The 25,642-nt window shown below is 67.9% G+C and carries 26 protein-coding genes and 4 pseudogenes; 15 read left to right on the forward strand and 15 right to left on the reverse strand.

Annotated features, from left to right (window positions below; genetic code table 11):
- Nucleotides 1–250 precede the first annotated feature (250 nt).
- Nucleotides 251–1,192, forward strand: a complete 942-nt coding sequence (locus C1A38_RS04945; protein WP_146017428.1) for a TolB-like translocation protein — start codon at nucleotides 251–253, stop codon at nucleotides 1,190–1,192.
- On the opposite strand, the gene C1A38_RS32340 is transcribed toward C1A38_RS04945, so the two are convergent.
- A complete protein-coding gene (locus C1A38_RS32340; protein WP_102656649.1) occupies nucleotides 1,138–1,452 on the reverse strand; it encodes a transposase in 315 nt (104 codons plus the stop codon). The two genes, C1A38_RS04945 and C1A38_RS32340, sit on opposite strands and share 55 nt — an antisense overlap.
- A 270-nt stretch (nucleotides 1,453–1,722) precedes the next feature.
- Here C1A38_RS32340 and C1A38_RS32345 point away from each other — a divergent pair.
- Nucleotides 1,723–1,869, forward strand: a pseudogene (locus C1A38_RS32345) (IS5 family transposase); the annotation flags it as partial.
- Between the two features lie 42 nt (nucleotides 1,870–1,911).
- Here the strand turns inward: C1A38_RS32345 and C1A38_RS31075 are convergent.
- The 3 genes and pseudogenes from C1A38_RS31075 to C1A38_RS04970 form a co-directional block, all read right to left on the reverse strand.
- Nucleotides 1,912–2,151 (reverse strand): annotated as a pseudogene (locus tag C1A38_RS31075) (integrase core domain-containing protein); the annotation flags it as partial.
- 61 nt (nucleotides 2,152–2,212) lie between these two features.
- Nucleotides 2,213–2,416, reverse strand: a pseudogene (locus tag C1A38_RS32350) (DDE-type integrase/transposase/recombinase); the annotation flags it as partial.
- A 104-nt stretch (nucleotides 2,417–2,520) separates the two neighbouring features.
- Nucleotides 2,521–3,273 (reverse strand): DUF4184 family protein, encoded by a 753-nt coding sequence (locus C1A38_RS04970; protein ID WP_102656651.1) that lies wholly within the window; start codon nucleotides 3,271–3,273, stop codon nucleotides 2,521–2,523.
- Between the two features lie 365 nt (nucleotides 3,274–3,638).
- Between C1A38_RS04970 and C1A38_RS31625 the strand changes: the two genes are divergently transcribed.
- Nucleotides 3,639–4,019 carry a 2'-5' RNA ligase family protein gene (locus tag C1A38_RS31625; RefSeq protein ID WP_327039739.1) on the forward strand — a complete coding sequence of 127 codons (381 nt, stop codon included), beginning with the start codon at nucleotides 3,639–3,641 and terminating at the stop codon, nucleotides 4,017–4,019.
- Nucleotides 4,020–4,056: 37 nt separating this feature from the next.
- Here the strand turns inward: C1A38_RS31625 and C1A38_RS04980 are convergent, their stop codons facing one another.
- Entirely contained in the window at nucleotides 4,057–4,620 is a 564-nt protein-coding gene (locus C1A38_RS04980) for a class IV adenylate cyclase (RefSeq protein WP_233196629.1), read from the reverse strand.
- A gap of 155 nt (nucleotides 4,621–4,775) precedes the next feature.
- Between C1A38_RS04980 and C1A38_RS32545 the strand changes: the two are divergent.
- Together C1A38_RS32545 and C1A38_RS04990 are read left to right on the forward strand one after the other, a co-directional pair.
- A pseudogene (locus C1A38_RS32545) lies at nucleotides 4,776–4,985 on the forward strand (helix-turn-helix domain-containing protein); the annotation flags it as partial.
- Between the two features lie 233 nt (nucleotides 4,986–5,218).
- On the forward strand, nucleotides 5,219–6,130 hold the full coding sequence (locus C1A38_RS04990) for an NsdA family TPR-like regulatory protein (protein WP_502696918.1): 912 nt from the start codon (nucleotides 5,219–5,221) through the stop codon (nucleotides 6,128–6,130).
- Here the strand turns inward: C1A38_RS04990 and C1A38_RS31290 are convergent, their stop codons facing one another.
- The 10 genes from C1A38_RS31290 to C1A38_RS05030 all read right to left on the reverse strand — a co-directional run bounded on the left by C1A38_RS31290 (nucleotide 6,131) and on the right by C1A38_RS05030 (nucleotide 15,165).
- A complete protein-coding gene (locus tag C1A38_RS31290) occupies nucleotides 6,131–6,388 on the reverse strand; it encodes an alpha/beta hydrolase family protein (RefSeq protein WP_233196647.1) in 258 nt (85 codons plus the stop codon).
- Nucleotides 6,389–6,393: 5 nt separating this feature from the next.
- On the reverse strand, nucleotides 6,394–6,846 hold the full coding sequence (locus C1A38_RS31295) for an alpha/beta hydrolase (RefSeq protein ID WP_199180082.1): 453 nt from the start codon (nucleotides 6,844–6,846) through the stop codon (nucleotides 6,394–6,396).
- A gap of 178 nt (nucleotides 6,847–7,024) precedes the next feature.
- Nucleotides 7,025–7,981 carry a phosphotransferase gene (locus C1A38_RS05000; RefSeq protein WP_102656654.1) on the reverse strand — a complete coding sequence of 319 codons (957 nt, stop codon included), beginning with the start codon at nucleotides 7,979–7,981 and terminating at the stop codon, nucleotides 7,025–7,027.
- A 13-nt stretch (nucleotides 7,982–7,994) separates the two neighbouring features.
- Complete coding sequence (locus C1A38_RS30640; RefSeq protein ID WP_146017432.1) at nucleotides 7,995–8,720, reverse strand: DEAD/DEAH box helicase family protein; 726 nt, start codon at nucleotides 8,718–8,720, stop codon at nucleotides 7,995–7,997.
- A 9-nt stretch (nucleotides 8,721–8,729) separates the two neighbouring features.
- On the reverse strand, nucleotides 8,730–9,950 hold the full coding sequence (locus C1A38_RS05005; protein ID WP_102656655.1) for an NUDIX domain-containing protein: 1,221 nt from the start codon (nucleotides 9,948–9,950) through the stop codon (nucleotides 8,730–8,732).
- Complete coding sequence (locus C1A38_RS05010; RefSeq protein ID WP_233196630.1) at nucleotides 9,947–10,519, reverse strand: P-loop NTPase family protein; 573 nt, start codon at nucleotides 10,517–10,519, stop codon at nucleotides 9,947–9,949. Before C1A38_RS05010 ends, C1A38_RS05005 begins: the two co-directional genes overlap by 4 nt.
- Complete coding sequence (locus C1A38_RS05015) at nucleotides 10,516–11,457, reverse strand: hypothetical protein (RefSeq protein WP_102656656.1); 942 nt, start codon at nucleotides 11,455–11,457, stop codon at nucleotides 10,516–10,518. Before C1A38_RS05015 ends, C1A38_RS05010 begins: the two co-directional genes overlap by 4 nt.
- Nucleotides 11,454–12,395 carry a class I SAM-dependent methyltransferase gene (locus C1A38_RS05020; RefSeq protein ID WP_233196631.1) on the reverse strand — a complete coding sequence of 314 codons (942 nt, stop codon included), beginning with the start codon at nucleotides 12,393–12,395 and terminating at the stop codon, nucleotides 11,454–11,456. Before C1A38_RS05020 ends, C1A38_RS05015 begins: the two co-directional genes overlap by 4 nt.
- A gap of 523 nt (nucleotides 12,396–12,918) precedes the next feature.
- Nucleotides 12,919–13,794 (reverse strand): DMT family transporter, encoded by an 876-nt coding sequence (locus tag C1A38_RS05025; RefSeq protein WP_102656658.1) that lies wholly within the window; start codon nucleotides 13,792–13,794, stop codon nucleotides 12,919–12,921.
- 33 nt (nucleotides 13,795–13,827) lie between these two features.
- Nucleotides 13,828–15,165, reverse strand: coding sequence for a helix-turn-helix domain-containing protein (locus C1A38_RS05030; protein ID WP_158244844.1), 1,338 nt, complete (start codon nucleotides 15,163–15,165; stop codon nucleotides 13,828–13,830).
- Nucleotides 15,166–15,551: 386 nt separating this feature from the next.
- On the opposite strand from C1A38_RS05030, the gene C1A38_RS05035 reads away from it, so the two are divergent.
- Genes C1A38_RS05035 through C1A38_RS05075 form a run of 10 tightly spaced genes read left to right on the forward strand, consistent with a single transcriptional unit; the run spans nucleotide 15,552 to nucleotide 25,539 of the window.
- On the forward strand, nucleotides 15,552–17,819 hold the full coding sequence (locus C1A38_RS05035; RefSeq protein ID WP_158244845.1) for a sensor histidine kinase: 2,268 nt from the start codon (nucleotides 15,552–15,554) through the stop codon (nucleotides 17,817–17,819).
- Entirely contained in the window at nucleotides 17,816–18,220 is a 405-nt protein-coding gene (locus C1A38_RS05040; protein WP_102656661.1) for a roadblock/LC7 domain-containing protein, read from the forward strand. Before C1A38_RS05035 ends, C1A38_RS05040 begins: the two co-directional genes overlap by 4 nt.
- A 2-nt stretch (nucleotides 18,221–18,222) precedes the next feature.
- A complete protein-coding gene (locus C1A38_RS05045; RefSeq protein ID WP_102656662.1) occupies nucleotides 18,223–18,807 on the forward strand; it encodes a GTP-binding protein in 585 nt (194 codons plus the stop codon).
- 44 nt (nucleotides 18,808–18,851) lie between these two features.
- Complete coding sequence (locus C1A38_RS05050) at nucleotides 18,852–20,066, forward strand: ABC transporter substrate-binding protein (RefSeq protein ID WP_102656663.1); 1,215 nt, start codon at nucleotides 18,852–18,854, stop codon at nucleotides 20,064–20,066.
- 34 nt (nucleotides 20,067–20,100) lie between these two features.
- Complete coding sequence (locus tag C1A38_RS05055) at nucleotides 20,101–20,964, forward strand: branched-chain amino acid ABC transporter permease (protein WP_233196633.1); 864 nt, start codon at nucleotides 20,101–20,103, stop codon at nucleotides 20,962–20,964.
- Nucleotides 20,961–22,001, forward strand: a complete 1,041-nt coding sequence (locus tag C1A38_RS05060; protein WP_102656665.1) for a branched-chain amino acid ABC transporter permease — start codon at nucleotides 20,961–20,963, stop codon at nucleotides 21,999–22,001. Before C1A38_RS05055 ends, C1A38_RS05060 begins: the two co-directional genes overlap by 4 nt.
- Complete coding sequence (locus tag C1A38_RS05065; protein ID WP_102656666.1) at nucleotides 21,998–22,795, forward strand: ABC transporter ATP-binding protein; 798 nt, start codon at nucleotides 21,998–22,000, stop codon at nucleotides 22,793–22,795. Before C1A38_RS05060 ends, C1A38_RS05065 begins: the two co-directional genes overlap by 4 nt.
- Nucleotides 22,779–23,510, forward strand: coding sequence for an ABC transporter ATP-binding protein (locus C1A38_RS05070; protein WP_146017434.1), 732 nt, complete (start codon nucleotides 22,779–22,781; stop codon nucleotides 23,508–23,510). The genes C1A38_RS05065 and C1A38_RS05070 overlap by 17 nt, the downstream gene beginning before the upstream one ends.
- A complete protein-coding gene (locus C1A38_RS30645) occupies nucleotides 23,507–24,487 on the forward strand; it encodes a hypothetical protein (RefSeq protein WP_146017435.1) in 981 nt (326 codons plus the stop codon). Before C1A38_RS05070 ends, C1A38_RS30645 begins: the two co-directional genes overlap by 4 nt.
- A complete protein-coding gene (locus tag C1A38_RS05075) occupies nucleotides 24,484–25,539 on the forward strand; it encodes a class I SAM-dependent methyltransferase (protein ID WP_146017436.1) in 1,056 nt (351 codons plus the stop codon). Before C1A38_RS30645 ends, C1A38_RS05075 begins: the two co-directional genes overlap by 4 nt.
- Nucleotides 25,540–25,642: the final 103 nt, after the last annotated feature.

The following is a 25,642-nucleotide window of genomic DNA, read 5'->3' on the forward strand; positions in this document are numbered from 1 at the left end:
ATCTACACGCCGACGAACAGCGCATCTCGGCGATCACCGTGAATCACCCAGGCTAGAGGATAGGCTGATGCTGATGGTTGGCGGAGGTGTTCCCGGCCGTGGCCCCGCGGCACCTGAGAAGGGCCCTGCCTCCTACATCTCGGTGTGCACCCGCGATGGCTGGCTTATCATGATCGAACCGGGGAAGTGAGACGTGCGACGCACTGGGCGGCGACGGCGAAAGGTGTCCGTCCGGAGCTGGTCGGGCTTGGTGGCTGTTCCGCTGGCCTTGCTGCTCGTGGCGCTGGCAGGTGGATGCCAATGGTCTTCGCTCTCGGTCGTACATGTCACGATCTCGGACCCGGTCTGGTCGAACGACGGCTGGGTGTATTACCTGCGGGAGGAGGCTTCCGACGGCAGGCAGCTGTGGCGGCAGCGGCCGGCGCAGCGATCCGGGGAGCTTGTTTTGGACCAGGCTGCCGCCAAATCCGTCTGCCTCGACGGTGCGTTCAGTTTTCTCCATCGGTCGCCCGCTGGTGGGCTGAGAGTGGCGGTGGAGTGCGACTCCGGCACTCGTACCGAGTTGGTTGCCTACTCCGACGGGAGGCACCAGCTTGAGCCGCATGCATCGGTTTCGTTCCTTGGAGATGTTGCCCTCGTAGAGGGTGAGGCGACCGGCTATGCGGAGGTGCCACGCGAGTGTGGCATGGCTATCCAATCTCTCGTCGACGGCAAGCTGGGGGACCTTGACGCACTCATCACGGTGGATGGAAAGTCGCTCAATATTGGCGGCGGGGGCGATGACTGTAGCTCAGTCGTCTGGGTGCAGTCGCCGGCGGTTGCTCGCGGAAAATTGTTCTTCTTGGTCGCGTCGAACTCGTTCGGCAAACTGCCGGTGACGACATCGGATGTGTTGGAGGGGTTCACCTGGCAGCTCGTGCAGTGGGATCCAAAAAGTGGGTCAACGCAGTTTGTCGCCGAAATCCCTGGCATCGCCGACCTTGCAGCGAGCGGTCAAGAAATTATTGTGGCGGTCCATTCTCGGGGCAAGGGAAATGGGGTGTGGTCCATCGACGCCGCCAGTGGCAAGATGTTGCAAGTCGTGGATGGCGAAGAGGCCTATCATCCCAATTTCTCACCCGATGGCAAGGATTTCGTCTACGTCGAGGACCTTGGCCGCCTGAGGTTTGGGTCGCTTCCTGTCAATAAGTAATGCTCACGACCAGCCGCCACCCGCACCCGTCGGCGAAACTCGTCATCGATCGCGTCCCCCGTCCCGCTCTTCCGCCACGTCGTGAACCAGCGATGCGCCGCATCCGGCGGCGCCAGATCGCGAGGCATCATCCGCCACGGACAGCCCGACTGCAGCACACAGAAGACCGAATCCAGGATCAACCGATCGCCGTACTTGCGGAGCTGGCTGCCTTTACGCAGGTCTCGTACCGGCATCAAGGGTGCGAAGATCGTCCGCATCGCATCGGTCAAGCTCGACGGATAGCATGAACGGGCGTCATCCCCGCCGCAGTTGAAGTTGCGCACACAACGCGATCATGGCGGGGATGATCCATTTGTCGAGCACCCGCCATCGACATGTCTCGCCGTAACGCAACGCCCATACCGTTTACCCGACAGTCTCTCAGTCATGAACCTCTATTCCCCAGAGGGTGGTGTGACCTTCTATCCCTTTGCGGTTGGCTGATCTGGGCCCATACCCCGATGGGGTGATGTCGCGTTAGCACGCTCGTGAGTGGAAGTGCAGCGTTTCCGAATGATCTGACCGATGAGCAGTGGGCGGTGGTCGGGCCGTTCCTGCAGGCATGGAAGGACCGGCGTCCGTCGGTGTCGGGGCATCAGGGCCGTAACGAGCTACGGGAGATCGTTAACGCGTTGCTCTCAGGTTCTGTCAATCCCCTGGAACCGTGGAGGACTCGGTTATGCGGCCTGGTTCTCCAGGACGTATGTAGTTGATCGTTCGTAGTCGATCGGTGAGCGTCCGTTGCAGACGGAATGGCGGCGTCGGCGGTTGTAGAAGTCGGTGATCCAGGTGGCGATCTTCAGCCGGGCCTCGGTACGGGTGCGGAACTGGTGACGGTGGACGTACTCGACCTTGATGGTGGAGAAGGTAGCCTCGGCCACGGCGTTGTCGAAACACGACCCGACCCGGCCCATCGACTGGCGTACCTTCCAGCGGGCGCACGCCCGGGCGAAGTCGGCCGAGCAGTATTCGGCTGCCCCTGTCGCTGTGAAAGATCACCCCTGCGACGTCACCGCCGCGGGTGACCGCGGCCATTTTCAATGCGGCGACGACCAGGCCGGCGTCGTGGCGTTCGCCCATGGCGTAGCCGAGGATCCGTCGGGAGTGCAGGTCGATGACGGTGGCGAGGTAGAGCTTGCCCTCCTGCGTGGCGATCTCCGTCATGTCGCCGCACCAGGCCACGTCCGGCGCGGGCGCGGTGAACTGACGCTTGACCAGGTCCGTGGCGGCCGGCCGTTTGCCCTACTGGGTGCCCGTTCTGGTTCGGCGGCTGAGCTTCTGGTCGCTCATTGCGGGGTTGGTTGGTCGTGCCGGAGCAGGACAGCGTAGCCGGCGGCAAGGACGATCGCGACCGTTAGACCGGCACCGCATGCCTGGGTGACGGCTAGGAATACCATTCGCTGGGGGGCCACGTCCTCGACGGCGGCCAGGGCGGCACCGCCGGTGGCGGCGAGCCCGATGACCAGCCAGGCGGCCACCACGAGTACCCGATTGGCGGTCGGCCGTTGCTCAGGTACCGGCGACTGCCTGCGCCACCATCGGAGCAGCCAGACCACGACCACGACGGCGCCGACGATGGTGCTCACGCGCTGTATCCAGCGATAGCCCGGCGTGCCGAGGTGCGATTCAGCCAGCCAGCCGATGTGAGCAGCACCCCACATCCCGTCGTGCGTGAACGAATCCCACAGCACGTGCGTCAGCGCACCGATCACCAGGGAACCGACCAGCATCGCCGCGTAGCCAACCGACCATCGACGCTGAGACCCGGGCGAAGGTAGGCGTTCGCGCAGTCGAGCCGGCGAGATGGCGGTCAGGAAGCGGGCCAGCAGCCCATGCCAGAGGATCAACGCCCCAAGACCCAGCACCACGTCGACGCTGAGGACGCCGACGAGTGAGTGGGTCAGGGTCGCCTTCACCGGCAGCGGAAGATAGTAGGGGACATCAGGAGCCATGCTCCCAATCGCCAGGGCCGATGGCACCAGCCATGCTGACCGTGTCAACGGCAGCACAGCCGCGACGTGACTCCCCGTGAACGGCACCTCCGGCCCGCCTCCCTCGGTAGAATCCTAGAGACACCCAGCCGTAATCCACCAACCTCTGCCGCTGGAAGGGTTCAAGCGCCACCAACGGGAGTCGAAGCAGAAGCAAAGCGTCACCGGTGAGCTGATCGAGGCCGGCATCGGCGACCTGCCACTCAACGAGCAGTGGCTCCTCGAACTGGCCGAAGACGACAACTGGGAGACCTCCGCAGTCGCCAGCGCTCTCTCCAGGCGGGAGTGCCGTTATTTCCAGTCCCCCAACTGGCGCTGCCCGGCCTGGACCTGGTGCCGCTCGACGGCCTGCACAACTGACCATGTAAGGAATCGGCTTCACCGACGAGATCAGCGACGCCGACATCGACGCCATCGTCGCCGAAGCCCGGCATCGCTGCGCCGGCCTACCACCTTTGGATCTGTCATTCGGCCCGGTAGACCCCGACGCCGAAGGAATCGGCCTGCTCGTCCGCCCCTGGGACCGCGTCGAACACCTCCGCGCCACCATCCGGGACGCCATCGGCGCGGTGTGGCCCACTGTCCCCGAGCCCGCGCAAAGGTTCCGGCCGCACGTCACGATTGCCTACAGCGGCTCACCGGCACCAATCGAACCGATACGTGCCCGGCTGGCCGAACTCCGTCACCGGCCCCCGGTGCAGGTGACAATCAGACAGGTGCCGTTGATCGCGCTCCGACGGGAGAACCACACCTACCGATGGACGACAGTCGCGACGGTGCCCTCGGCCGAGTGACATCGGCTTGTCTTGACGGCCCACAGACCGTCCTGCCTCAGCCAGCTGCTGCCGTACTCCGCAGCAACGAGTCGTACGTGTCCGTTATGCGCGTCACCGTCACTCCGAGCGACCGGACCAGGCCGTCTAGACGTTCCTGCGCGGCCCGGCCGGACTCCTCGGTGCCGATCAACGCCTCTACCTCTACGAACGTGCCCAGCCCTTCGACGGCGTCCAGACATAGCGACACCTCACCCCACCGGCCGGTGCGGCGCCTCTTGACGATCTGTACCGTCGGTGTGAAGCCCATTGTCACCAGCGCGCCGTGCATCTGCTCCCGGTCGGCTACCACGGTCTCGTGTTCCAGGCAGGCCATCTCGTTGTCCACCGGCCGCTTGACGGTGAACAGGTGCCGGCCGTCCTGGGTGCGCAGCCGCGCGAACGGCACCCCGATCTTGCTCATGCCGTACCGCCACGCCGAAGGCGCGTATGCCTGATCGTCCTGACGTACCGCGTCGGACAACACAACTCCGTGAGCTGTCAGAGCCGCCAGCAGCGCCGTCTCGTCGCTCACGCGATATTTAACCTCGACTTCATGCACTGCTTCCGGGACAGCGGTCACGCCGCAGCAGCCTAGTCGCCGCCAACCCGCCGGTTGGCAGGCGCGCCGCCCGAGCCGAGTCGGCCGGCTCCGGCGGGGTGGCGGGGCTCCCGGTCCCTACAGGATCCGGCTACTGTGACAACACCCCGTACCCGCGCCTGTAGGAAGCCAGCCCTATGTCCAGCGCGCCGCAAGAGGTCCGCGAAGCCCGCCTCGCGCTTGGGCGCAAGCTGGCAGGGTTGCGTAAGGCCGCCGGCTACACCCAGAACAGCCTGGCACCGTTGACCCTGTACGGACGCAGCACCGTCGCCAACGTCGAGCTGGGCCGACAAAGCGTGGGCCGGGACTTCTGGGTCCGCTGCGACCAGATACTCGACACCGGTGGTGCGCTCGCCGCCGACTACGACCGGATGCAGGCCCGCGCCCGACAGCTGGATCGCTTGTCCGCCCTTCGTGGTCTGCCGTGGCCCTCTGGTCCGGACCACGCCGACGGTGAAGACGTCGACGGGCGATCGCCTCTTCGGGCCGCAGGCCGGACGCTTCGCGGCCGGAAGGTGGTCTGCTCGCGGCAGCGCATACGCTCGGCCCAGCGGGGCTTGCTCTCGATGACCTCGACCGGATCCATGCCGTGGGACGCGATGCCCCCCGCTACCTGGATGCCGACTTGGTCCGATACCTCGACAACGGACTGGACCGATGCGCCACCGACGACGGGGTCCACGGTCCACGGCACGCGCTACCGGGAGTGCTGGGCATTGTGGCCCTGGTCCAGCACTGCGCACGCGATGCGAAGCCGCAGGTGAGGCAGCCGCTGCTCGCCCTCGGTGCCCGGGCGGCCGAGTTCGCCGGCTGGCTGTACCGAGACTGCGGTCAGCCGTCCCCAGCGGACTACTGGCGCGACCGGGCAGCGGAGTGGGCCATGGAGGCCGCCGACTTCGCGATGCCGGGCTACGTGCTGATCAAGAAGAGCCAGTCAGCATGGGACGACCGTGACGCGCCCAGGATGCTCGGACTGGCTCGGGCAGCGCGGGAAGGGCCATGGCGACTCCCGGCGCGGGTCATGGCGGAGGCCGTGCAGCAGCAGGCTCGCGGTCTGGCGATGCTCGGCACCGGTCAGCGGCAAGTCGACGACATGCTGAAGGAGGCCCGCGACTTCCTCGACCTCGCCGCCGAGGACCGAACATCGTTGGCGGCTCACTACGACACCGTTCTATTCAAGGTGCAGACGGCGATCTGTTATGGGGAATCCGGACGCCCGGAGCAAGCCGTCGAAATCTACGGGTCGACGTTGACGCCTACCGTGTTCTCCGCCCGCGATCTCGCCTACTTCTCCACGCTGAAGGCTCAAACCCTGGTGGCCGTACATCGTCTCGACGATGCGGCGCTTGCCGCTACAGCGGCGATCGGCGCGGCATCGGCTGCGGGATCCGCCCGTACGCTCCGAGAGCTGTTCCGCCTGCGCCGTCGCCTCCAACCGTGGCACGCCCGCCCAGCCGTACACGAGTTTTTGCGGTTGATGGATGCGGTGTAGTCAGGACAACCACTCAGTGATCGACTGGATCGCTGCGGCCTGCCAAGCCTGGGTTCGTGGTTCCAGGTACTGGGGATCGTCGTGCGCCGCGATCCCGTGCTGCGCTCCTTCGATCTCGATCAACTCGGCCGGGCCAGCCAGTTTCTCGATGAGGTCGCGGGAACTCTGCACGGGGATGAACGTGTCACCGGTGCCGTGCAGCACCAGCGTCGGAACCTTGATCTGATCGACCGCTTGATCGGGTCGCAGGTAGAACACCTCGTTCAAGAGCGGACGACCGAGCTTGAACGTCGGCGAGTGCGGCAGAAACCCTGTTGCAACAGCTGGCGTCCAGCATCGTCGTCGATCCGGTCGTCGGTCCAGTACGGCTTGTCGTCAATGAAACGCTTCTTGTAGTTGATCAGAGGATTGATCAGAACCAGCTTCGCCAGCGACTCCGGATACCGCGCGGCGTAGAAGCCGCAGATGCCACCGCCGAAGCTGGCACCGAGCAGATGCACCGGCGTCGAGCCGGCGAGGGTCCTGGCATGTGCCAGCGCGGCGCGGATGTCGTTGAGCACGCCGGAGATGGTCAGATCCTCCTGACGACCTTCGCTCTCACCGTGGCCCCGCAAGTCGAACCGCAAGGACGCGATACCGCCCGCGGCCAGTCCGTCCGCCAAGCGGGCGAAGAAACCGCCCTCTTCCCGGGTGACACCGCCGCCATGTACGAGCACTGCGACCGAAGTCGATGGCGTCGCTGGCGCTACATATGTCCCCGCCAGCCGGAGCCCGTCGAGGCTTCGGAAGGCTACGGGCTGCGCGGGCGCTGTCGAAGATGACTCACCGAGCACGTCGTGTCCTCCGTCTGGCAAACGGCCTCGTCCGAGAGAGTACCGGCATCCGGCTGGAGTATTAGGACGTCTCTTGTGCTGGTAGTGGGCGTCTGTGCTGATCAGTGGCGGGCAGGTCAGCGAAGGGCGTCCATCGGGTGTGGTCGTCGCCGGTAGTGATTGTGTGGAGGCGTAGGGCGAATTCGTCGGCGATGCCGGGGCTGCTGTTAAGGAGTGGTACGGCTGCGGTGATCATTTTGAGTTCGCGTGCTTCGCGGAGCAGTGGCCAGTGCGGGTCGGTGGTGATGTCGTAGCCGTAGGCGGTGGCGAGGCGTTGGTGTTGTCCGGCGCGGTGGAAGCGGGCTTCGCCGACGGGGACGGCGACGAGGTCGACTTGCCAGGGGCCGAGGCTGGTGGCGTCGAAGTCGCATAGCACGGTGTTGCCGGTGGCGTCGCGTAGGAGGTTGCTGGGGTGGGCGTCGCCGTGGATGAGCCCTGGGCTGATGGTGTCGCGGAGGGCATTGATACGTGGGGCGAGTCTGTCGCACCAGGCCAGCAGGAGGTCCCGGTGGTGGGCCGTGAGTCCTTCGGCGTCGGTAATGCGGTGCTGGGCGTCGCCAATCGGGTCCCACAGCGGCAGGTCGATCGGTGGAGGGGGCAGGCGGTGAAACTGCCGCAGGACGGGGCCGAGGTCGTCGACGGTCGGTGGGGGTGGTTTTTGGGGTAGGTAAGTCAACACGGTGGCGGCGAGCCCGTCGACGATGAGGGGCTGATCGACGCCGGGGACAAGACGAATGGTCGGTGCGTTGGTGTCGGCGAACCAGGCGCCGAGAGCCGCGACCTTGGTCGCGCGGTCGAGGAGTCGTCGGGTGCGGCTGATGCGAACAACGATGCCTGCGGTGGGCAGAGCGAAGACAGCGTTGTTGGCGAGGTGCAGCAGGCGGGCGTCGTCTGAGGTCACACGCAGGTGGTCGGCGATGCGGTGCAGGGCGGCGGTCATGGCCTCGGCGGTGAACCGTCCGAAGGTGGGGTCAGTCATGCGGTCACGCCGGTCACGTTGTTCCTGAGCTCCTGGACGGCCGAATCTGAGTGCCCTGCATGACCGGCGTGTGGACAACGCTGGGTTGTTTCAGTACCTGTGTGAGGGACAATTCGGTGATGGTCGCGATACTCGCCGTGGCATCGAGTGGTAGCAGTAGTTCGCTCGACGAGTATGCGGCTAATTCGGTGCACAGCGCATTTAGGTATCGGACGTAGGGCGACGACAGTTCTTCACGCTTCGACAGCCGGGTGAGGATGACGTCTAGTCCGTTTGGTCGCTTCGGTGGCCGAAGCTCTATGGACATGAATGCTTCGACAGTTGAGAGGTGGCGTACGTGCTGTTCGAGTCGCGTACGGTGCTGGTCGGTGGTTGGATCGGGTAGTTGGGGGCTGTCTGGCGCGGGGATTCCGGTCTTGTGGTGGGCCAGGGCGGAGCAGATCACCGTCTTGGGGCCACGGTCGACGAGCATGACGCCGTGAGCGTGGCGGGTTCCGGCTGTCGTGATCAGCGATTTGATTCGGCGTGTCTTGGCTTTGAGTAGCGCCTGGGCGATCTGAATGCCTGGTGTTGTCCGTACCCAGGGAGCGAAGTCCTCTGGTGCGGACAGGTTGTTCAGGTAGGTCCACAGCGGCGGCGCGTGTGTAACGGGGCAACCGTGCGCGAGCAGTGCCGGGCCGAGGCTGGCGATGAGGGTGGACTTGCCGCTGCCGTCGGGGCCGTCGATGAAGACGATCATTGTCGCTGCTCAGGTGGCCTGGATCGTGGTGCGTCGACCGTCGCGGGCGGCTGTGAGGTGGTGTAGTTCCTCCAACGCTGAAGGCACCTGATTGGCGAGTTGCTCGGCTCGAATGAGGTCGTCCGCACCCGTACGGCGGTAGGCGTCGTAGTCGTCGAGGAGCCGTGCAGCCTCAGTGTCGGGCCAGTGGTGGTCGAGGGTGGCCACGACGTCGGGCAAGCGGAGCAATCCGTGTGCGTCAACGGTGAGGGCGGTTTGGCGGGCGGCGCTGGATAGCACTGCCAGGGTGCGGCGGGCGCGATCGATGCGGTCGGTGCCGCTGGTGGGTGTTGCCGCTTGGCGTTGGTAGGCGAAGTCGCGTAGGTGACCGATATCGGCGGCCAGGTTGGCGGTGTGGGGCAGTTCCGGCAGGGACGCTGCACGGGTGCCGGCCACGATCGGGACGTCGATGTGGGTTCGGCGCAGGACAGCGTGCAGCTTCATGGTGTGCAGCCGTTCGAGTCCATTGGCACCGTCTCCGTCGGGATGGGCGAGGTGAAGTGAGATGCGTATGCCGGCTTGGTGGCTGATTTCGTCGGCGAGCTGGCGCAGGGCGATGGCGGGCGGGGATGCGGGTTCGAGTCCCCAGGCGACGAGGTCGAGGTCGCTCCAGCCTTCGATGAAGTCTCCGCGTGCGGCGGAGCCGCAGAGGGCGACACCGGCACCGGGGCTCTTGGCTAACAGGGCGTTGGCCTGGCGGCTGAAGCTCCATACCGTTTGGCTGAGGGTGTCGCTGTAGTCGAGCGAGCCGCCGCGGCGCCAGGCGATGATCTCGTCGGCCCGTCGGACGTACTCATGGAAGCCGGTGTGACTCGCGGCGGTCAGCGCGTCGGACAGGTCGTGCCATTGGGCGGCGACGAACCCTTCGGTCTGCCGTGCGGTGGCGTTCGTGTCGGTGGTGGCGAACAGGAACCAGTCGACGGTCTTCTGCGCTGGCGTGCCGTCGCGGTCGGTGAAGTGGTACGCCTCCTGTCCGAGGTAGGCGACGTAGCGCATGTCGTGGAGTCCGGCCTCTTCCGACACTTCCCGGGCGGCGGCGATCAGCGGCGACTCGCCCGGCTCGATGCGTCCTTTCGGGGCGACCACCTGACGCTCACCGGTGGCGCGGATCTGCTCAAGCAGCAGCATCTGCGGATGTTGGAGGTCAGCGCAGACGACGATCGCGCCGGCGGAGGCGTACAGCCGTGTCATGAGGGTTCCGTTCTCGTGATGGAAGGGCAGGTCGCGGCGTAGACGTCGTCCAGCGTCGCCGTGAAGTGGGCGAGGTCGTGGCGATTGTCGATCCAGTGATCGGCGATCTGCCGCCAGCGGGGCAGTTGCTCGTTCACGCGCTTCCGAGCGTCTTTGGCCTTGATGAGAGCGCGGGCCGCAGTGTGGTCGATGTTGATGGCCGCCGCCAGGCGATTCACGCGCAGTGGCTCGGCTGCGGTGATGAAGACGATGGCGGCGGGACCGGGCCAGGATTCCTTCGTCGCGTGGGCGAGTTGAGCGTCGATGAAGCTCTCCACCACGGCCACGTCGGCCGCCTCGGTGCGGGCACGATCGTGGAGGGCCGACAGGAACTCGCCCGTGTCGAAGCCTTCACGAGTCGTGACTCCCTCGTGCCGTACTTCCGTGCCCGAGGTCAATGCCAGGAGGATCGTACGGATCTTGATCCGTTGTGCGCCGCGTTGCGCCAGGTGGTTGCCGGCGGTCGACTTGCCGCTCTCGCTGGTGCCGGCCAGCAGAATCAGCCCAGGCGGTGCGGTCTGGGCTGTCACAGCGACTCCACGACGTGTGTGACGGCATTGACGCTGGCGGCGAGATCGGCGGGTGATCCGATGCCAACCCGGAAGGTCGGTACCCGGGACAACCTGTCGAGGACATTACGAGGCGGCGCGCACAGTTGCGCTTTGCGGTTCAGTAGCGGGTGTCCGGAGGCGTACCGGACCTGGCTCGGGTTGTTGAAGATGCTGACATGATCGAGGCTGGGATCGATCAGTTTGGTGAGATGGTCGGTGACCGCGCTGGTCAGCAGGACGCCCGTCTGGGCGGGGTCGATCTGTTCCAGCTTGCCGGCGGGGATCCCGCTGTCCGGCACGACGATGAGCGCCAGGCTCGCCGCGGTCTTGGCAATACCGGCGGGTGCCAGCTGGTCTGGGAAGAGGAGACGGCGGTCGGGGTGTTCAGGTGCCAGGTAGGGAGCCATGTCGCCGCGTACGTGCCAGGGCAACCGTGGTGCCGGGGCGACGACGCTCTCCTTGCGGTCACAGGTGACAAAGGTGAACTCATCGACGAGCAGGGCGCAACCGGCCTTTGCCAAGCCCAACGCCAGTGACGTCTTGCCCTGCCCGAGCCCACCGTCGAGGACCGCGACAGCCCCACAGCCACCGGCGGCGGTCACGGCGCTGCCGTGCAGCAGCACGCATCGGTCGGCGGCACCCAGCAGGGCCAGGCACCGCGCCCCGGCCTGCAGGATCGCAATCTCCAGGGCCGTTGGGGATACCGTCGTCATGCTGGGGACAACGAGTGACATGCTGCCCGTCTGCTCATCGACCACCAGTTCCGCCTGCTCCCCCTCGACGATGCGCATCTGATACCGAACGGGCGCCGCTACGCCATCGATGCTGATCCGGTCGATGAATCGCTGCAGGTGCGGTTGACGTACCGCTGTTGCGTCGAGGTGAAGACGCTGGTCACCGAACTCCAAGACCTTCACGGCATGTCCTCGGAGGGTTTGCTCAGCAGCAGCCAGGTCGAGTAACCGCGGTGACGGTTACGAACCGGCGACAGGTGCCCGGCAATGAGTCCCGCCTCGTCGGTCACCTTCATGTGCCTGGCGAGCCCGACGTCGCTTACCAGGTGGCGTAGCTCCTTCACAGTGGTGAGGTGTGCGTAGCCGGGTGCCGCACCGGACGCTTTGTTGGCCAGGTAGATGATGTCGCGCGGTGGCAGCGGCAACGAGCCGCGTCGCCCTTGGCCGAGCCACTTCAGGTGTCGTGCTGCCGCGTCCAGCCGGTTGGCCCACCGCAGCAGCCCGAACCGTCCCGGGAAGTACCAGTTGAACACCTCGATGACGACCTTCCCGCCAGGTGCGCACACTCGCCAGAACTCGCGGAGAGCCGCCTGCCGCTCGGCGACGGTCGGCAGAGCGTTGAACGAGAACCGTAGGCACCACACCTGGTCGAAGTTGCCGTCCGGGAACGGGAGACCCGCCATGCTGGCCTCGACGTACGTCGCCAACGGGGTTGATGCGCGTGCCGCGTCCAGGGCCGCACCGTTGATGTCGACACCTGTGATACTGCCGCCCAGAGTGGTGACGGCGCGCGTTACCCTGCCCGCTCCGCAGCCGACATCCAGAATGCGGCTTCCGTGTCCATACCGGGAGAACAGCCTCTCTTCGCATGCACGGAGCAAGGCCGTGCCGTAGAAGGTCGTCTCGCCTGCGTAGTGGACCGTGTTGAGCGCTCGGATCATGTCGCCGTAGCCGACCTCGTCATAGCGCGAATCGAGATCGTCGCCCGTTGGCCCGAGCTTGCTGCCGGCTGCGAGCCCGCCAGGGAAAAGGGCAACTCCCGCCACAGGCGAGTCTTCCGCCGCAAGGTTCGAGCGAGTCCGGTCCACGTGGGGAACGGCTTTGCGGAGTGGTGTAGTCATCCGGGACCTCCTACAGCTAGCGGTAGATGATGGCGAGGCCACCGACTGCCGCATCGACGACAGCGGTGCTCACCTGTACCGATCGGGTGGTACTCGCGGACGATGGCGGCTAGGAATGCCGTCAGGGCACCGGGTTCCTGGCCAGCGTGATGGCCACGAACTACAGCGCCAGACCGGGCTCCGCACCGACCACATGAGATGGGCGGGTGACAGGTTGAACGCTGCCCGGCTCGACTCCAGAACCGTTGGTCGTGCGGCCTCCCATTTGTTGATCAGCCTGGACCGCGAAGAAACCCGCAGCACGTCGATTCCCGGCGAACCTTGTCTGGCTGGTACTCATGCCGCTCCGTGCCTGCCTGTCGTCATCAACTCCGGCGCTGATCGGAATTCCTCAACCTGGCTGCTATGGATGTATGGCGAACCACCAGCATGATGCGTCGACTGCGGTAGACCAATCCCTGCATGTGTTCCATAGGCGTCCATAGGACTCCACGCATGGTGGGGAGTTGCAGTGGAAGGATCGCTACGCGGGTGACGGCTCCGCGCGTTGAGCTGCGAGAAGGCAGCCTGCGACGATCGCGGCCAAGCCGACAACGGCAGTGGCTGTGAGTTGCTCGCTGAGAAACACCACGCCGAACAGGACGGCGAAGGCGGGCGATAGGTAGAACGCTAGTGCTGCGCGGGCTGGACCGGTGCGGGCGATCAAGGTGTAGAAGAGCACGAGGGTCATACCGGTACAGACGACGCCGAGGAAAATCACAGCCGCCACTACGTCAGAGCCGGGGAGACGATCAGGCAGCGTCAGAGTGGCCGGTGTGATCATCGCGGCGCTCGTGACAAGCATTGCCGAGGTGGCAACGCCGAGCGGCGGAGCGGCGGCATGGCGTCGGTGGATCATGATGGCGCCGGCGGCGTAGCACAGCGCGGCGACCAGAACGAGTACGCCACCGAGGAGAGCCAGAGGGCCACCGCGGAGGTCAATGCCGAAGAGCAGAGTAAGTCCGACGAATCCGATGGCGAGGCCGACGGCACCCTTCCAGCCCTGGGGACGTTCGTCGGGGGCGTACCGGTAGGCCAGCATCGCGACGAACAACGGCTGCGCGCCGACCAGAATGCCGGCGATACCAGCGGGGACGTACTGCTGTCCGTAGGTCAGCAGCAGCAGCGGGATGGTCGACTGCACCAAGACGGTTTCGATGATCGCCCGTGGCCGCCGCCAAAGATCAGGTAGTGCGTTGCTCCGGATGGCGAGTGGTACTAGAAGAAGACAGGCGAGCAGGACACGTCCGAGAACAACGACCGTGGGTGACAGGCCACGCAGCGCCACCTCGATCAACGGGTAGACCGCACCCCACAAGGCGGCGAGGATGATGAGCTCGACCCAGCCCCTTCGGTTCACCTGTGACTCGCGCGGTATGCCCTCAACACGCCTTCAGTTAAGCAGCACCTGACGGTAAAGGCTCTGCACGCAGTCGATGTTGGTCCACGGCATGAGATCGATCAGCAGCTCACGGAGGCGCTTGCGGTTGCGCTCTGAGCCGGTGCGTCGGGCAAGGGTGTCGGCCTGGCTCGCCGCGTCGCATGCTTGCTCGACCTGGCCCATTTGAACGTACGCGACGGCGAGATCGATCAGGGCTCCGGAGCGCTCCCGGACGAACGCGGGCGGCAGGAGCGTAAGAGCCTCGTACAACGCCCGAGTGGCCTCCCGAGGTTGGCGCAGACGGGCCAGGCACCGGCCCTTCAGCCGGGCAGCGTGACAGTCGGCGTTGTAGAAGCCCAACCACACCGGGGATGCGTTCGCATCGACACCATCGAAGACCCTCTCGGCCTGGGCCAGCGCTACAAGGCCGAGCTGTGGTTGACCAAGGAGCCCATGTGCTTCCCCAGTCGCCTCGTGTAGCCACGATCTAACAGCCGCAGGGCTGCAGTGGCCAGCCACGCTCTGGGCCGTGTCGAGCACACTGAGTGCGGCCTTGCCGTCACCGGCATGCAAATGGATATAGCTCATCACGCCAAGGCCGTAGGCGTGTAGCGCGCGGTCGTTGGTCTTTTCAGCAAGCGACACGGCCAGCCGACAGTAGCGCTCGGCCTGGTCGTACCTCTGCGCGTCGATGGCGAGCCAGCCAGCCAATTGGGCGGCGTCCCCAACAGCGCGCAGCAACCGGCTGTGAGTCCTGCTGGTGGTTGTTCGGTTGCTGACCTCAAGCATTCGGCGCAGGTGGGTGGCAATGTCTGCGCTAACCCGGCCGGAGCCCTCTCGATAATCGATAAGGCGATAGGTGTCCGTCAGCATCTCAAAGTTCTCGACGACCCGCTCGGTAACCCGACTCAGGCTCTTGCCTGCAGGCGGAAGCGCGTTAACTGTCGAAACTGAACCGAACCCGTTCACCTGCGTGCCTGATTCGCCTAGGCGCATGTCCGTGGCGTCCAAATGGCTGTAGTCCTCGCCGCCGAGTAGTTCGCCAGCAGAGCACCGGTAGAGAAACGCCAACCTGTTCAACGTGTCCAACGATGGTGTCCGGCCCGCCGGGCCCGGCCAGATCTCCCAGTAAGAGACCTGCTTCGCGGTCTTCGGGGCGTCAGCGTCGGGCCACTGCTCGTTCCAGCGCTGCGCCACGTCCGCCTGGGTCAACCCGTGAGCTAGACGGAATGCTACTCGTGGGTTGAAGCCGTATCGCTGCTGCCAGTGTGAGGCTATCTGCCGATAGGTCCAGCCGCTGGCGCGGAGTTCGTTGGCCTCTCGTTGGTAGCTGCGTGCGCTTCTGGCCATTCCCACCTCCACGGCGTGTCCTGCCCACATTGGCTAGCACTTTAGCGATCGCCGCTGCTTTTTCGGAAGCCGGTCAAGCCTGTACTCCACGTTTGCCGGGGAGGACTGAGTGAATTTGCATCCCGCCATCGGTGGTCGATCTTTTCGGTCCCGGATACGACCCTCGATTACGGCGCAGATCTTGTGCTGGCGGCACCGGGTGACTTGTGGGACGACGCCGCCTGGACCGCAGCACTACTGGGCAGGCCAGCGCCGTCATACCCGGATCAGACCTGGAAAGGACCGTTGTGCGTGTTGCTCGGAGGCTGGCGCTGTTGCTGGCCATCCCGCTGTCCGCGACTGTGCTTTTTGCCGCGTGGGGTGTGACGTCGACGGCGCGGCAGGCGGTGAGCGCTGATCGTCTCCAGGTGCTGGTGGCGGTGTCGTCCGCTGTCGGTGAGGTGCTGTACGAGCTTGATCGGGAGCGTCAGGTCGCGGTGTCGGTGGTCTCGGATGCCGGTGGCGGGTTGAACGCGGTGCTGGAGCAGAGCGCGGTGTCCGACCGTGCGATTGACGCCTACCGGCAGCGCCGTGCGGAGCTCGACATGTCGCAGCCTGCGGTTGGGCGGCTGGTCGGCCCGTTGGATGAGCAGTTGCGGCTGCTGCCGGCGTTGCGGGAACAGGTCAAGGCACGGTCGACGTCGTTGACGGCGGTACTGGTGCGCTACCGGGCGGTGATCGCGTGTGGCTTGGCGGTGCGGGAGGCCGTGGGTCAGGTGGGCGGCGCGGACGGTGTGCTCGCCGACCATTTGCGGGTGGCTGCGGCGTTGTCGCAGGCATCGGAGTACGCGGGTATCCAGCAGGCGGCGGTGGCGGCGGCTCGTGGCCGGGTGGTGTCGCAGGCGGTGCAACGGGACCTGGCGGCGACGCGGGCCGGGTTCGACGAGGCGCTGCTGGTGGTGTCGCAGCGTTCGCCGACGCGGTGGCGGGCATGGCTGGATCAGGCGTTGACCGGCGAGCAGGTACTGGCCGCGCAGCGTATCGATGACGGGATCGCGCGGACGCAGGTCGGTCAGCGGCTGCGGGTCGCGCCTGGCCGCTGGTCGGCCGCCAGCGGTGAGCGCCGGGACCGGTTGCACCAGGTGCAGTCTCGTATCGATGACGACATCCTGGCCGAGGTCGGGCGGCAGCGGACGCGGCAGTGGACGGCCAGCGGCGTGCTGTCCGGGGTGGCGGCGGTGCTGCTCGCGGCGGCGGCGGTGTTCGCGTGGCGGCAGGGCCGGGTGTTGGCGCGGCGGCTGCGTGGAGTGCGTGACGCCGTCACCGGGATGGCCCGGGATGAGCTGCCCGCACTGGTGCGCCGGGTGGAGTCGGCTGACCCCACCGATCCGGGCTCGGTACCGGCGCCACCGCGAGCCCTGGCTCCGGCGACGGTCCGTGATGAGGTGGACGAGGTCACTGCCGCTTTCGACAGCCTCGCGGGAACCACGTACCGGATCTCGACGGACCTCGCCCGGCATCGCCAGGTGGCGGTCGGTGCGGTGGAGGCGGTCGGGCGGCGGTGTCAGGCGATCACCAACCGGCTGCTGGGTGAGCTGGACCGCGCGGAGCGCGACGAGAAGGACTCCGCGACGCTGGAGACCCTGTTCGCGGTGGACAACCTGGCGGCGCAGCTGCTGCACGGCACGCAGAGCCTGCTGGTCCTGTCGGGCCGGACGCTCGGGATGGCGTACGAGGAGCCGGCCGAGTTGGTGACGGTGGTGCAGGCGGCGCAGAGCCGGATCCAGGACTACCGGCGGATCATCTTCGGGCTGGTCGACGACCGTGTGCTCGTGCCGCCGGCCTTGATCGACGATCTGGTTCATCTGTTGGCGTCACTGCTGGACAACGCCGCCCGCTACAGCCCCGACGACGTGTTCGTCTCCGGCCACCTGATGGGTAACCGGGCGATCCTGCAGGTCACCGACACGGGCAACGGCATCGCACGCGATCTTCTCGACCAGCTCAACCGGGAGTTAGCGGCACCGTCACCGACGATCGGGGTGGAGCACATCCGCCGGCAGGGCATAGCCACGGTGGCGCTGCTGGCCGCCGCGCACGGGTTGCGGGTGCGGCTGCTGTCCGCGTCACCGCACGGCACGGTCGCCGAGGTCGAGATCCCCGCCGACAAGCTTCTCGTCCGGATCCCTGAACGCGTGGCGCTGCCGACAGGACCGATCGCCGGCAGACGCCCCCCAGGCGGCACCCCCGCCTCCCACCTCGTGTTGCCCGCCACCGCCGCACCTCATCCCGGTGGACCGTCCCGCCGGTACGACCGGCCGGCGCCCGTGGACGCACCGACCCAGGCCCTGCCGCAGATCCCCGCGCAGCGGCCCGGCCCGGGCGGGCAGGAACCACCTATCTACCGGCATGCCGGTGAACGGCACGGCCCATCGGCGTGGTTCGAGGAAGGCGGCACCGTGCACGTGTCCGCCGAGACCGTGCCGTTCGGTGGCGGTGCGACCACCTCGAACGGGCTACCCAAGCGGCAGCCGACCACCGCGTTCACGCCCGCCCTCCGGTCTGCTCCTGTCGCGGCGCGCTGCCGTCCGACGGCGGGCCTGGCCCAGACCGCAGATGCCTACCAGCGCGGCCTCGGCCGCCGCTCCCACCAGCCGAGAGAAGAACAACGATGAGCGACAACAACCTGAGTTTCCTGCTGAACAACAACGTGCGCGTGGTCGCCGGGGTCAGTCACGCCGTCGCGGTGTCGGTTGACGGGCTGCTGCTGGCCTGGACCGAGGGGCTCAACCGGGATGCCGCCGAACGCCTCGCCGCGGTCGCGGCCGGGCTGAACAGCCTGCTCAACGGCGCCGCCCGCGACTTCGACGCGGGCGCAGTGCGGGGCAACATCACCGACACCGACCGGGGCTACCTGATCCTGACCAGCCTGAGCCGGGGGGCGTCGCTGCTCGTCCTGGCTCGCCGGGATGCGGACCTCGCGTTCGTCACCGGGGAACTGGAGCGCTTCGCCGAGCAGGTGGGTGACTCCTACCTGAACCCGTCGTTCGCTGCCGCGGCGGCCGGCGCACGATGACCATGCCCGCCAGGCCGGTCCGTCCGTCCACGAACCCGCCACCGGGGTTGAAGATCGTACTGACCGGGCCACTCGGGGTGGGTAAGACCACCCTGGTCGGGGCGGTGTCGGACATCGTGCCCCTGACCACCGAGGCCCGCATGTCAGCCGGTGGCGACGATGTGTCGCACCGTCCGGGCAAGGTGACCACGACGGTGGCCATGGACTTCGGTCGCCTCGCGATCAACGACGTCACGGTGTACGTGTTCGGCACGCCGGGGCAGGCACGGTTCTGGTTCATGTGGGACGCGATCGTGCGTGGTGCCGTCGGCGCGGTCGTGCTGGTCGACACCCGCCGGCTCGCGGACTCGTTCCGGCACCTGGACTACATCGAGAACCGGCGGCTGCCGTTCGTGGTGGCGGTCAACCAGTTCCCCGACACGCGTGTCCACTCGCCGGGCGAGATCCGTGACGCGCTCACGCTCGCCGGTGATGTGCCGATCGTCGAGGTCGACGCCCGGGACCGCGACAGCGTCCGCCACCTGCTCATCGCCCTGGTCGAGCACGTCATCGCCACCACACAGGCCCCGGCCGGCGTCGCCTCCTGACCACCCGGCCCGCTTCACCTCTGAACAAAAAGAAGGAGCACTTCATGCAACGTGTCCGTGCACGGCTGCGACACGCGTTGGCCGCCGTCACCGCCACCAGCCTTCTCGCCGCCGGTGCGGCGTGCGGCAGCGGCACCGGCGATCCCGACCGGGTGCGGATCGGACTGCTGGTGTCGCTGTCGGGCATCTACACCAGCGTCGGGGAGGACATGCGGCGCGGCTTCCAGCTGTACCTCGACACCCACGACGGTCGGCTCGGCGGCCGTGAGATCGACCTGGTCGTCGCCGACGAGGGTGACGGCCCCGCCACCGCCGTCCCCGCCGCCCAGAAACTCCTCGAACGCGACCGGGTGGTGGCGGTGACCGGGCTGGTCGGCGGCGCCACCGTCGACAAGGTCCAAACCCTCACCCACGAACGACGCATCCCCCTGCTCGGCGCGAACGCCCGCCCCGAATTCGCCCCCGTCGCCGGTAAACCCCGCGACCTGTCCTACACCTGGCACACCTCCTACAACTCCGACGAGCCGGGCATCGCGATCGCCGCCCACATCAAAGCCGAGGTGGGTGACGGCACGGTGTACGCGATCGGCCCGGACTACCAGGGCGGCTGGGACGAGCTACGAGGCTTCACCGACACGTTCACCACCCTCGGTGGGAGACTCGCCAACCCGGACGGGAAGACCGTGTTCACACCGTTCCCGGCCACGGAGAACTTCCTGCCGTACCTGAACAAGGCCGCCGAAACCCGACCGGCCGCCGTGTACACCTTCTACGCCGGTGGTCCGGCTGTCGCGTTCGTCAAGCAGTACCGGCAGTCCGCCCTCAAGGACGTACCGCTGTACGCGGCCGGATTCCTCACCGAAGGATCCGTGCTCGACGCCCAGGGCATGGCCGCCACCGGCATCCGCAACGTCCTCAACTACTCACCGACCCTGCCGCACGCGGCGAACCAGCAGTTCGTCGCCGCCTGGTCCGCCGCCGGCTACCCCGGACAACCGACCACGTTCGCGATGGCCTCCTACGACGCCGCCGCCGTCCTCGACCGCGCCCTGGCCGCCGTCGACGGCCCCGTCACCGGCGAAACACTCAACACCGCGATCGCCACGGTGGGGCGGATCGACAGCCCACGCGGGGACTGGCAGTTCCACCCCACCGAGCACCGTCCGGTGCAGCGCTGGTACCTGCGCGAGGTCAGACCCGACGGACCGGTCCTGTCCAACGTGCTGCTGCAGGACCTCACCACCCTGCCCACCACCTGAGCCACCAGGGTTCACGAAGGGAGGTGCCGTGCACGTGGACACGCTCGTGATCACCGTCGTTGACGGGGTCGCCTATGGGCTGCTCCTGGCCATCGCCGCTGCCGGGTTGACCGTGGCCTTCGGTGCCGGCGGAGTACTGAACCTCGCGCACGGCGTCCTCATCGCCGCCGGCGGCTACATCGCCGTGACGACCACCGCAGGCACATGGGCCAGCCTTGTCGCCGCCATCGTCCTCGCCGCCGTCGCAGGCGCGGCCGGCGGGGGAGTCCTCGCCGCCGCCACCGTCAGGCTGTGCGGACGCGGGCACCTGGATCAGGCGCTGCTGACCTTCGGTATCGCGCTGATCGGCGGGAACCTGCTGACCACGATCTTCGGCTCGGACGTGCTGCGGCCCCGGATGCCCGCCGCGCTGGAAGGCGCCGTCATGGTGGCGGGGTACCGGTATCCGGTCGACCGGCTCGCCGTGCTCGCCGTCGCCGTGCTGGTGGCCGCCGCCGGGTATGTGGTGCTGCACCGCAGCCGCGCGGGTCGGCTGATCCGGGCCACGGTCGACGACCGGGCGATGGTCGCCGGGATCGGTGTCAACCCCCGTACCGTGGACGCCGCCGTCCTGGTGACGTCCGGAGCCCTGGCCGGGCTGGCCGGTGCCCTTGCCACCCCGATCCTCGGCGTCGGTCCCGGTACCGCCGACACGACGCTGCTGCTGTCGCTGATCATCGTGGTCTGCGGTGGCCTCGGTTCGGTACCCGGCGCTGTCACCGCCGCGATCGGGGTCGGGGTGGTGCAGACCGTCGGCGTGGTCACCGTCCCGGCGGCAGCACCGTATCTGCTCATCGCCGCGATGACCGTGACCCTCGTGGCCCGCCGCCCCACTGTCCCGAACGGGGCAGCCTCATGAGCGCGTTCACCCGGGCGTTCGCCGCCGACCGGACAGTGCCGCTGCTGAGGAGGGGTGCCACGGCCGCGCTCGCCGCTGGGGCGGTTACGGCGGTGGCGATGTCACCGGCCTCATACCTGCACACCACCGTCGCCCGGATGCTGCCCCTCGCGCTGCTGGCGGTCAGCGTCGCGGTGGTCACCGGGCACGCCGGCCTGCCCACCCTGGGCCAGGTCGCCCCCTACGCCGTCGGCGCCTACCTCACCGCCCGCCTCGCCCTGACCGGCATCGACCTCGCCGCCGTGCACCTGCTCTGCGCGGCTGTCGGCGGTGCGGTCGTCGCGGGCCTGATCGGGACGGTCCTGGTCCGGTACCGGGGCACGGTCTTCCTCATGTTGAGCCTCGCGGTCGCCGAGGTGACCGCGATCACCGCCGGGCAGTGGCGGGCGGTCAGCGGCGGCACCGACGGCCTCGCCGGTATCCCCGCACCCCGCCTCCTGCCCGGCCTACCACCGCTGGACGGCGACCGCACGGTCCTGCTCTACGCCGCGACGATCGCGGTGGCGGTCACCTTCGTGGCCGTGTGGCTGCTGCGCGGAGACCGGCGGATGTTGCTCACCGCCGCCCGGACCAACGAGGACCGGGCCCGCGCCAGCGGCCATCTCGTCTACGCCAACCTGTGGATGGTCCACACCGCCGCCGGAGGACTGGCCGGAATCGCCGGCGCCCTGCTGATCCACACCCACCGGTGGATCACCCCCGCCGATGTCGGCTTCGGTGTCGCCGCCCTGGCCCTGCTCGCCGTCGTCATCGGCGGCGCCCGATCCCTCATCGGCGCGGCCGTCGGGGCGGTGATCGTGCTCATCGTCCGCGACATCGTCGCCGTCGAGGTTCCCGGCCACGCGCCGCTGCTGCTCGGCACGTTGTTCGTGATCGGCGTGTACGTGCTGCCCGGCGGCCTGACCGCCCTACCCACCCGCCTCCGCCGCCAGCTGTCCGCAGGCCCGTACAGTGCGCCGCCCGCACCCGCCAACGCGAGCGTCAGGAGGACGTCATGAGGACCGTCCACCGCGTCGAACCGGACCAGCCGCCCTCGCCGCGCAGCGGCCGCGATCCCGATCACGCCCACGGCAACGGGCTGGTCGCCTCCGGTCTGCGCCACGCCTACGGGCCGCTCACGGTGCTGGACCTCGACACGTTCACCATCGCCCCCGGCGACCGGCACGCGGTCATCGGACCCAACGGCGCCGGCAAGTCCACTCTCCTGGGCGTGCTCGCCGGCACCATCCGAGCCCAGACCGGCCAGCTCACCTACAACGGCCACACCGTCACCCGACACGGCGCCGAATGGCGGGCACGTGCCGGCATCGGCCGCACCTTCCAACACCCCACCCTCTGGCCGGACCTCACCTGCCTCGACTGCGTGCGGATCGGCGGCTGGCACCATCGCCGCAACCCCGACCGCACCCCCATGGAGACGCTGCACCTGGTCGGTCTGGCCGACCACGCCCACCAACACGCCGGTTCTCTGTCGCACGGGCACCGGCGGATGCTCGACCTGGCCGTCGCGATCGCCGGCCAACCCCGGATCCTGCTGCTCGACGAACCCGCAGCCGGACTCACCGACACCGAAACCGGCCGCCTGATCGACGTCATCCACCGGATGCCCAGCTGGATCGCCGTGGTCCTCGTCGAACACCACATGGACGTGGTCGCCGCGGTCGCCGACTGGATCACCGTGCTGCACCAGGGCCGCCGGCACACCGACGGCCCCGCCGACACCGTGCGCGCCGACCCGGGCGTCGCCGCTCTCTACCTCGGCACCGGAGGTGGCCATGCTGCACATCCGTGACCTGACCGTCGCCTACCCCCACGGCGCCCCCGTACTCCACAACCTCACCCTCGACCTGCGCCACCCCGGCGTGCACGCACTGGTGGGACCCAACGGAGCCGGCAAAACCACCCTGCTGCACACCCTCGCCGGCCACCTGCACCCCCGCGGCGGCACCATCCATCTCGAGGGCCGAGACGTGACCGGCTGGCACCCCACCGCCGCCGCCCGCGCCGGTGTCGCACTCGCCCCACAGGGCCGCCGGTTGTGGCCCTCGCTGACCGTCGCCGAGCACTTCGCCGCCGCACAGCCCACCGCAGGACGCGACGAGGCCTGGACCGTCGAGGAACTCCTGACGATGTTCCCGCCGCTGGCCGCCCGCATGGGACACCGCGCCCACCAGCTCTCCGGCGGCGAACAACAGATGCTCACCATCGCCCGCGCCCTGCGCACCGCACCCCGACTGCTGCTGGCCGACGAACCCACCGAAGGCCTCGCCCCTACCGTCGCCGACCAGATCACCACCGTCCTGCGGGGCCTGCCCGCACGAGGCGTGATCGTCCTCGCCGCGCTTCCACACGCCAATGTGGCGGCGACGATCGCCGACACCATCCACGTCCTCGCCGCCGGGAAGCTCCTCGGCCACACCCACACCAGCACCGCGGCCAGCCACCTGCTGCGCCGACACCTCACCCTCACTGACCCCGGCGACGAGACCGCGGAGCCCTGCCAATGACCACCGACACCATCGCGGCGCGAAACGCGGCAATGCTGGTCGCCGTCCTGCTGCTGACCACCGCCGCCACCGTGGCCGCATCGCCTGTCCGGCCGGCACCCGCCACCGTCCCAGGGCCGTGCTCGATGCCGGTGTCACCGCACCTCGACATGGCTTCGTCCGCCGCCCCCAACGACCGGTCACCCGCCACCCGGCTGGCCTACCCACAGCCGGCCTGCCCCGCCCTGAGGGCTCTCGCCGACACCATCACCACCAGCCCGTGCGACACCATGCCAGGCCGCTACGACCTCATCCGCTACCGGCAATGGCGGGGCATCTCGTCTTCAGGGGAGCCGGGAACGGTGTGGGAAATCCTCCGATGGACTGCCGACGACCTCTCCGACGCGCAACTCGCCACCGAATACCCGCCCGGCCCCATGCCCGTGAGTAAGGACTGGTGGCACGCGGGCCACGTCCCTCCTCACATCCCGGCCGATCTCATCCTCAACCCGCAGCTGCCGTTCGTCGTACACGCTCTCCTGCGTCACGACGACGGCCGTTACTACACCCCCGCCGACGCCCTGCGGGCCGTCGCTGACCTCGCCTCCTGGCACACTCTGCGCCGCGCCGACCGGGCCACGGCCCTCACCACCCTGGCCCAATACAACGAACTCGTCGGCTACCGGCGGGTATCCCACCGCGCCGGCCGCGTCGGCGTCGGCATCACCGCCACCGACAACGAAGGACGGCGTGGCCTGCTCGTCGTGCATCCGATCACCGGCGACATCCTCGCCTACGAAACCGCCCGCCCCGACCCGGCCGGCGGCTGGCGGGCCATCAGCTACCGGCTCTTCCTCGGCCACAGCCGCGTCGACGCCCGCTGGTGGGAGCCACCCGGCCCACCACCGTCAGGCCCGCAACATCGACGGCGAACACGAAACGAACCGCATCTGCCCGCCACACCCTGCCTACCCATGCCCGAAGGAGATGCCCGGTGACCACCACGGCCTACCAGTTCCGCAATGCCCCGGCCCAGCTCGGCCCCCTGCAACAGGTCCTCGACCCCATCACCCGCCACGACCTCGCCAAGATCCCCATCCGACCCGGCTGGCGGGCCCTGGACGTCGGCGCGGGCGCGGGCTCGATCACCAGACACCTCGCCGACACCGTCGGCCCCACCGGCGCGGTCATCGCCGTCGACCTCGACACCGGCCTACTCGACCCCACCAACATCATCGACGTCTACCGCCGAGACCTCCGCCACGGGCTCGACCTGCCGATCGCACCCGGCAGCCTGGACCTCATCCACGCCCGCTGCGTGCTGGAGCACCTCGACAACCGCACCGACCTGCTGAGGCAGATGACCGCGCTCCTACGACCAGGTGGGTGGCTGGCGGTCGGCGAGATCGTCTACAGCCGGCCCGTGATCCACCGGGCACCCGCCGACGACGACGGGGACCTGATCCACCGGGTCATCCACGCCATCCTCGACATCCTTTCCGACGGCGGCACCGACCTGGACTGGGGCAACCGCGTCCATGCCCACCTGCTCGACGCGGGCATGACACACGTGCACAGCCTCACCCGCGCCGACACGTGGACCGGCGGCGGCCCCGGATGCCTGCTGTTGGCCGACAACGCCCACCAACTGCACGACCGGCTCCTACCCGCCACCGACCTGGAGGATGCCGACCTGACCCGGTTCGGTGAGCTGATGACCGACCCCGGTGTGGCGCTGCGCGGCTACCAGTTCACCTCCACCCTCGCCCGCAAACCCGAATCACCCCTGGGCGCAGAGCAACGGCCGAAGCCGCCCGGCAGGTCACGGCAGCCGCAGGGCCGCAACGGTGACAGCAACGATCCGCTGCGGCGCGAAACCGGTCAGACCGATCTCCGTACCGCTGCGACACCGCAGGCCACCAGGAAGGTGACCGCCATCAGTCCGATCCGTAGCCAGGGCACGTCCCGGGTCGGCCGTACGCCGATCGACACCGCCAACGCCAGCTGTGCCAGCAGAGCCAGGCAGATGACCACGCTCAGTGCCCGGTAGGTGGTGCCGAACTCCGACCAGAACACCCAGGTGCCGCCGACGGCCGGGACCACCATCAGCAGGCTCAAGCCGATCAACGGGACGGCGAGCTTCCACCGTGTGC

It is taken from the genome of Verrucosispora sp. ts21, assembly GCF_002879555.1.
In the GTDB taxonomy this organism is placed as follows: domain Bacteria; phylum Actinomycetota; class Actinomycetes; order Mycobacteriales; family Micromonosporaceae; genus Micromonospora; species Micromonospora gifhornensis.